The sequence below is a fragment of the Rheinheimera pacifica genome (genome assembly GCF_024809855.1).
In the GTDB taxonomy this organism is placed as follows: domain Bacteria; phylum Pseudomonadota; class Gammaproteobacteria; order Enterobacterales; family Alteromonadaceae; genus Alishewanella; species Alishewanella pacifica_A.
This window is the reverse complement of sequence record NZ_JANUEM010000006.1, coordinates 196,639-204,709: the sequence shown is the minus strand read 5'-3', so window position 1 is coordinate 204,709 and position 8,071 is coordinate 196,639. Positions and strand designations below refer to the sequence as shown.

Annotated in this window: 3 protein-coding genes and 1 pseudogene; all 4 read right to left on the bottom strand. The window is 50.1% G+C overall.

Annotated elements, in window-relative coordinates; genetic code table 11:
• Window positions 1-104 precede the first annotated feature (104 nt).
• Window positions 105-551 (bottom strand): annotated as a pseudogene (locus tag M2404_RS10715) (YaiI/YqxD family protein); the annotation flags it as partial.
• 2 nt (window positions 552-553) lie between these two features.
• Complete coding sequence (gene aceK / locus M2404_RS10710; RefSeq protein WP_259239717.1) at window positions 554-2,293, bottom strand: bifunctional isocitrate dehydrogenase kinase/phosphatase; 1,740 nt, start codon at window positions 2,291-2,293, stop codon at window positions 554-556.
• Window positions 2,294-2,407: 114 nt separating this feature from the next.
• Window positions 2,408-3,838, bottom strand: coding sequence for a YfcC family protein (locus M2404_RS10705; RefSeq protein ID WP_259239716.1), 1,431 nt, complete (start codon window positions 3,836-3,838; stop codon window positions 2,408-2,410).
• A 246-nt stretch (window positions 3,839-4,084) separates the two neighbouring features.
• Window positions 4,085-7,888 carry a bifunctional proline dehydrogenase/L-glutamate gamma-semialdehyde dehydrogenase PutA gene (gene putA, locus M2404_RS10700; protein WP_259239715.1) on the bottom strand — a complete coding sequence of 1,268 codons (3,804 nt, stop codon included), beginning with the start codon at window positions 7,886-7,888 and terminating at the stop codon, window positions 4,085-4,087.
• Between the last annotated feature and the right edge of the window lie 183 nt (window positions 7,889-8,071).

The window sequence follows — 8,071 nt, the reverse complement described above, 5'->3', positions numbered from 1 at the left end:
ACAGTGGCGCAATACCTTGCGCCACTGTAAACACTTGTTGGATACGGCGAGTTACAACATTGAATGCGAAGGCTAAATTCGTGGGGATCCCTCAGACTCTGACCCCTTGAATGCTGTTGTAACAGCTTATCCAACTGATTAGCAAACACCTGACGGTCGCTCTGGTTTAGGGGTGGCGGGCCGCCGGTATGTACGCCGCTGCCACGCAGGGTGTCCATAAAATCACGCATCGTCAGCTTTTGTTTAATAGTGTCGTTGCTGTACAGCTCGCCACGCGGGTTCAGCGCATGGCCGCCTTTAGCCAGCACATCGGCTGCCAGTGGAATATCTGCAGTGATCACCAAATCACCAGCTTCGCAGCGGCGCACTATTTCGTTGTCGGCTTCATCAAAGCCGCTGGACACCGTAATGGCCGAGATAAACTTAGATGGCGGAACACGGATCAGTTGATTCGCTACCAGCAGTGTGGTGATTTGTTTGCGCTCGGCAGCGCGGAAAATAATGTCTTTAATTACCACCGGGCAGGCATCGGCGTCGACGTAAATTTTCATTTTTAAGCGGGCTCGTCGTTGTAAAAATGATAAAAGCGCATGTTGTCGGGATAGGGGAAAATATCTTCTACCACGCCATTGCGGATATTGTGTTGTTTCTGCCGCCAATAGGCGGCGTCTAATAATTCGGGATGTTTACTAAATAACAGCTCACGGATTTGCGGCTGCGGCGTAACAAAGGTGGCCATTTGTTCAGGGAATACATCACCCGGGGCAGCGCAAACTGTGCCTTCGGCAAATAGCGCGTCTTCGTAGTTATCGGTTTTCGGGAAGCTTCTGAAATTCACATCCAGCATATACTGCACTTCGTCGTAGTCGTAAAACACTACGCGTTTATGCCGCGTTACACCAAAATTTTTCAGCAGCATATCACCGGGAAATATATTAGCGGCCAGCATCTGTTTAATCGCCTGGCCGTAGTCGTCCATAATATGGCTTTTTTCCTCCAACGAGGCCGTTTCCAGATAGATATTCAGCGGGATCATCCGCCGCTCAATATACAGGTGCTTAATAACCACCAGCTCATCTTCAAAGCTGAGCGAGCCGCTGATAACCTGCTGCAATTCTTCGAGTAATTCGGCCGAAAAACGGTTTTTTGGTAAGGCAACATCAGAGTATTCCAGCGTATCGGCCATGCGGCCAACACGGTCATGCTTTTTTACCAGCAGGTAGCGCGCTTTTACCGTATCGCGGCCAAATTCTTTGCTGGGGGCAAACTTGTCGCGGATCACTTTAAATACATAAGGAAAAGAGGGCAGGGTAAACACCATCATCACCATGCCGCGAATACCGGGGGCCGCCACAAATTGATCATTACTTTTATTCAGGTGGCCCAGCAGTTCACGGTAAAATTCGGTTTTGCCCTGTTTATGTAAGCCGATACTTGCATACAGTTCGGCCAGAGTTTTATGCGGCAGCAGCTCACGCAAAAAATGCACTAGTGCTGATGGTACCTGGCTGGCAACCATAAAATAGGCGCGCGAGAAGCCGAAAATAATCGTCATTTGCTTGGCGTCAGTTACCAGGGTGTCGATATATAAACCGGCACCTTCACGGTGCAGCAGCGGAATAATAAACGGCTGCTGGCCATCCGGTGTTACCGCGCGACCAACAATGTAAGCAGCTTTATTACGGTAAAACACCGACCTTAAAATATCAAAGCGGATTTGGTATACCGGGTGGCGGCCATGGCTGGACTGCGCCATAAAGCTTTTTACAATCAGGCGGATATCACGGTCCAGGTTCACAAAGGGCGTAATAAAGCCAAAGCCGGAGACAATATTACGGATAGTTTGTTTTAAGCCATCCTGCGCCGGAAAGTAGCTGTCGTATACCGAGGCCACCGGGGCGGGTAAATGCTGTTTGCTTAATGTTGATTCAACAAAAATGTTTTTATTATGGAAGTATTTACGCTCAAATAACTGGCAAAACACCGAGTTATAAAAGGTTTCAGCCAGCTCGGCCTGGGGGTGAAACGCCAGAAACTCCATATAGTGCTGCTTTACCTGTTGCCATAGTGTTTCGTTTAAACACTGGCTTGGCAGCTCGTTGGCCAGATGAGCAATAGCTTCGGTAACGCGCTGATCATAAAACGAAATACGATCGGAGCTGTCCTGCTGAAAAGCGCGCCAGTCGGCCAGTTCAAAACGTTGTTTGGCTTTGGCGGTAATAGCCTGAAATAAACTGAAGTGGCGGCGAAAGCCTTTTAAGATAATTTCAGCAATTTGTTTCGCCTGACTCATATCACGGCCTGCAGTGAAGGGGGGCTGTTGCCTGATTAGCGTACTCTAATCAGGAAAACACTGAATTACCAGTAAGCATGCCGGTAATGTTGTTACCGGCATGCTATACCCGGCTTATTCCGGTTGGCTTACGCTTATACTGGCCGTTTTTTCCGGCTGAACACTGTCGCCATAGTCAAATACTACTGCCAGCACCAACACCACTGAGGCTGCCAGCATCAGCTTTAGCAGCAATGGTGCACAAAAGCGGAACCAGTGGCCGTAAGGAATACCGGCAATACCGATAATACCCATTAACACGGCATTGGTAGGGATGAGCATATTAGAAAAGCCATCACCAAACTGATACGCCAACACGGCAACCTGACGCGGAATGTCGAGTAAATCGCTCAGCGGCACCATTAATGGCATAGTGACATAAGCCTGTCCACTACCGGAGGGAATAAAGAAGTTCAGCAGGGTTTGAATAATCAGCATGCCAACAGCTGCCGCTTCCGCGCCCACATAAGACAGTGGCAGCGACATACCATGTACCAGTGAGTGTAAAATCTGACCATCTTCCATAACCAGCGAAATACCACGCGCCACACCTATCAGCATGGCAGTAGTGGTGAGCTCCATGGCGCCGTCGACAAATTTTTGAGCCGCAGTGTCGGCAGAAATGCGGCCAACGACCGCAGTAAACAGGCCCCAGGCAACAAAGCAGGCGCTTAGCTCGTATAAGTACCAGCCATGTACTCTAATGCCATAAGCCACGATAGCGATGGTGCCGACAAAGCTGGCTAAAATAAGTTTATGGTTTAGCGCCAGTTGTGGGTAAGTCGCGGTTTGTTTATCGCCAAGCGGGCAGGGTAAATCGGCTACCATTGAGTTGGCCGGGTCGGCCAGTACTTTTTTGGCATAGCTCCAGACATGGTGAAAACCAATCAGCACAAAGGGGATAAAAATCGCCAGCCGCAGTTCTATACCCGACAGTACCGGCACTTCAGCAATTTGCTGGGCAATAATTACTGTAAAAGGGTTAATAGCCGATACACCATAACCAATACCATAACCGGCTACTGTCATACCGACGGCTGTCATCGCATCCAGCCGCATCGCTTTACACAGTGCAACTAAAATCAGCACAAAGGGGATATACTCCCCGGCGGTGCCGATAGCGCTGGACGCCATGGCAAAGCAAAACACCACCATAAAGATCAGCATCTGCGGTTTTTCGCCAAACCGGGTCAGCAGGCGGCCAATTAACGCATCCACTGTACCGGTGGCGCGGGCGATAGACAGCACGCCACCTAAAATCATGACAAAGAAAATAACGTCCTGAGCACTGGCAAAAGCGCGTGGTATGGCGGTTAACAACTGCCACGGGCTTAAGTACTGGCGTTCTTCTACTAAAGCAAAAGTGCCGGGTACGACAGCCGAGCGGCCATTAGCCAGGGTTTGAGTTTCAAAAAAGCCTTGCGGTACTATCCAGGTAGCGATCATCGCCAGTACCATCATGCTAAACAACAAAGTAAGGGTGTGCGGCACTTTAAATCTTGCCATGGATTATGCTCCCGATAAGTTTCCCTTGGTCTGAGAAGACGCGCTGAGCGCGGTATTATTATGTTTAAAAACCGGGGGAGTCTACCCTAACAAAGGCGGCATCACAAACCTGGGGCAGGCTTAATACATGCTGCTAAGATGTTGTTGAAGGCAACAGCTGCGCTTTGGCAGATAAAAAAGCCAGGGGGCTACCCTGGCTTTTATGGTGTAACTTATGCTGGCAGGCTGGCTACTCGTGCTGGCAGGTTATTCGTCGTCTTCTACCATAGTCATTAGCGAGGTGTTACCCCCTGATGCCGTGGTATCAATACTGATGGTTTTTTCGGTTATAAGCCGTTTGATTAACGTGTCATAATATTCGGCGCTGATCACCGGCAAAATAGCACCCTCGCGTTCGGCCAACTGCTGGCTGAAGTAGCCTAAACGAGACGAGCGCGCAGCAACCACTGCCCCGGCTAAATGCGGATGAGCCAGAATAGCCTGCAACTGGTTAGATTTCGCTACCTGAAACACGCCGTCCGCCACACCTGTAGCAATAAACTTCTCCCTGAACGTCTGGGCTTCTTCATAAAACAGCTCCGATGCTACCGTAATGACCGTATTACCGGCAGCCAGGGCGGTAATAATAGACAGAGTCCAGAAGTTAAACGAGGTGCTCTTATCGGCATAACACACCACGCAGCCACGCGGTTCGTAGCGCAGCGTATTCGACTCGCCGGTAGGCCCCGGTAATTCGATAGCTTTGCGCATATGTTTTTCCAGCCGGTTTAGCTGCGCCCTTGCATCGGCCAGCGTAGAGCCTAAGTCGTCAGCCAGTTCGTCGATAATGTCAACGGTGGCTATTTTGGCCAACAATTGCCGTACTGCAGAAATACGATCATTTAATGCCGTTGCACGCCAGATTTTTTCATCGCGCAGCGAGTTTGCCATCAGTTGCTGTACCTGCATTTCGGCGTCGGGGGCGTTGTGTAAGTCCAGCTCATCGGGTGACAGGTTAGTCATTTGTACATTGTCCGGCGAGGCTTTTTCTTTTAACAGCCGCACTAAGTAGTTCGGGCCGCCGGCTTTGGGGCCGGTGCCTGACAAGCCCCGGCCACCAAAAGGCTGAGAACCGACAATAGCACCAATCATATTGCGGTTAACATACACATTGCCCGCACGCGACATTTTGGCCAGATAGTCGCAGCGTTCTTCAATGCGTGAATGAATACCCATAGTCAGGCCAAAACCGGTGCCGTTGATCTGATCGATAACCTTGTCCAGCTCTTTCGCTTTAAAACGGATAATATGCACACAAGGGCCAAATACCTCGCGTTTTAGCACGGCTAAATCTTTAATCTCATATAAACGTGGTGCAAAGAAGTAAGCGCCGTGGGTGTCGTTATCCGGAATGTCGCACTGGTAGTGCAGCGTGGCTTTATCCTGCAGGTACTCAACGTGCTGCTGCAGGTTGTTGAGTGCTTTGGCATCAATAACCGGGCCAATATCGGTGCTAAGCAGCGCCGGGTCGCCAACATGCAGCTCTTTTAAAGCGCCTTTTAGCATGGCAATGAGGTTGTCGGCCACGTCTTCCTGAATAAACAGCACCCGCAGTGCCGAGCAGCGCTGGCCGGCACTTTGAAAGCCTGAGCTTATCACATCGTCAACCACCTGTTCCGGCAGTGCAGTGGAGTCAACAATCATGCAGTTCTGGCCACCTGTTTCGGCTATCAGCGGCACCTGAATATCACTGCGTGCGGCCAGCGTTTGTGCAATAAGGTTGCCGGTATCGGTTGAACCGGTAAACATCACTGCCTGTATGCGTGGGTCCGGCACTATGGTTTTACCTACATCACTGCCGCGGGCAAGCACCGCCTGTACTACATGCTCGGGCAAGCCAACAGTGTGCATGAGCTCAATAGTGCGCAGCGCAATCAGGCTGGTTTGTTCGGCAGGTTTGGCAATAACGGTATTGCCGGTAACAATAGCGGCGGCTACCTGGCCGAGGAAAATTGCCAGTGGAAAGTTCCACGGGCTGATACATAAAATGACGCCTCGGGGTTCAAAGCGCTCGTCTTTAGCCAGCTCTTCTGAGCGGGCGGCGTAATAGCGGCAAAAATCGACCGCTTCACGTACTTCGTCAATGCCATCCTGTGCCACTTTACCGGCCTCTTTAATACAAATGGCTACTAACTCGTCGTTGTGGCGCTCTAAAATGTCGGCTATCCGGCGCAGCAGGTTGGCCCGTTGTTTAATGGGCACTTGCGACCAACTGCTAAACGCCGCGTCGGCATTCGTTAGCAACTGCTGCATGTGTTCAGGGCTGTGCAGGCTGATATGGCCTATTATTTCCCTGTGATTAGCCGGGTTTATCACCGCTGATACACCTGTTGGCAGAGTGTCGGCAGTGATCCTGTGCTCGTTAAACCATTTGTCTAAATTGGCTTTAAACGGCATCAGGGCATTTACATCAGTCAAATCCAGGCCGCGCGAGTTAGCCCGTTCAGCGCCGTATAAATCTAGCGGCATTTTTATCTGGCTGTTGTACTTGTTGCGCAGGCCTTGCAGGGTTTCTACCGGATCGGGCAGCAACGCCTCTACCGGCTGGGTAGTATCAACAATAGCGTTTACAAAGGATGAGTTGGCGCCGTTTTCCAGCAAACGCCGCACTAAGTAAGCCAGCAGGTTTTCATGCTCGCCAACCGGGGCATACACCCGGCACTGAATTTTTTCGTTACTGACAATCTGGTCAAACAATGATTCACCCATGCCGTGCAAGCGCTGAAACTCAAAGCCGGTGTTATTGCCTTTGGCTACCTCTAAAATGGTGGCGGCAGTGTAAGCATTGTGAGTAGCAAACTGCGGATACAGCACATCGCGCGCTTCAAGCAATTTAATGGCGCAGGCTTTATAAGACACATCAGTAGAGGCTTTACGGGTAAACACCGGAAAGTGTTCCAGCCCACCTTGCTGGGTGGTTTTAATTTCAGTATCCCAGTAAGCACCTTTTACCAGCCGCACCATAAGTTTACGGTTAACTCTACGGGCTAAATTGGCCAGCCATTCAATCACAAAAATAGCCCGTTTCTGATACGCCTGTACTGCCAGACCAAAGCCGGTCCAGTCGCCCAGGTCGTTATCGCTGAATACTGCTTCAATTATATCCAGCGAAATATCCAGGCGATCGGCTTCTTCAGCATCTACGGTAAAGCCAATATCATATTTTTTAGCCAGCAGCACCAAAGCTTTGAGTTTAGGTAGTAATTCAGCCATTACCCGTTCGCGGTGGCTGAATTCATAGCGCGGATGAATAGCGGAAAGCTTAACGGAAATGCCGGGGCTTTTAACCGGGCCACGGCCATCAGCGGCTTTACCGATAGCATGAATGGCAGTTAAATAGTTTTGATAGTAGCGGTCGGCATCGGCCATAGTGCGGGCACCTTCGCCCAGCATATCGTAGGAGTACACATAACCTTTTTTCTCGGTGTCTGCCGCGCGTTCGATAGCTTCATCAATATCGCGCCCCATAACAAACTGTCGGCCCATAATTTTCATGGCAAAGTTAACCGACTTGCGGATCACCGGCTCGCCCAGACGGCCAAGGGCTTTTTTCAGAATACCAAACTGGTGAGCTTTGTTTTGATCGGAGTAACTCACCATTTTTCCGGTAATTAACAACCCCCATGATGACGCATTAACAAACAACGAATCGCTGCTGCCCAGATGCGCGCTCCAGTCGCCTTTGGCAAGTTTGTCGCGGATCAGCGCTTCCTGGGTACTTTTGTCCGGCACCCGCAGCAGCGCTTCAGCCAGGCACATCAGCACTACGCCTTCTTCGCTCGATAGTGAGAACTCATTTAATAATGCGTCGATACCACCCTGGCCGTCCTGCTCTTTGCGGATAGTGAGTACAATTTGCCTGGCACGTTCCCAGGCGCGGCTGCGGGCTTTAACGCCTACCTCGGCAAGAGGGAGCAGATGGTCAATAACGGTATTTTCATCAATCCGGTAATAATTACGGATCTTTTGTCGCAGTGGGCATGAGGTGGTTAAATCTGCATCAAATAACATAAATAAGCCTATAGCTTGGCGCTGTACAATGGTGACGGCAACGCCCGGTTAACATTAATCTACTATGCGCATACTAATGAAAATATGGCAAAATAGGCTAGTGTATTTTGGCTTAAAAACCATAATTCACATGGCTTATGTGTATATTTGCAGTATAAAGTTCGGTGTTTTTTCGGTATTGCC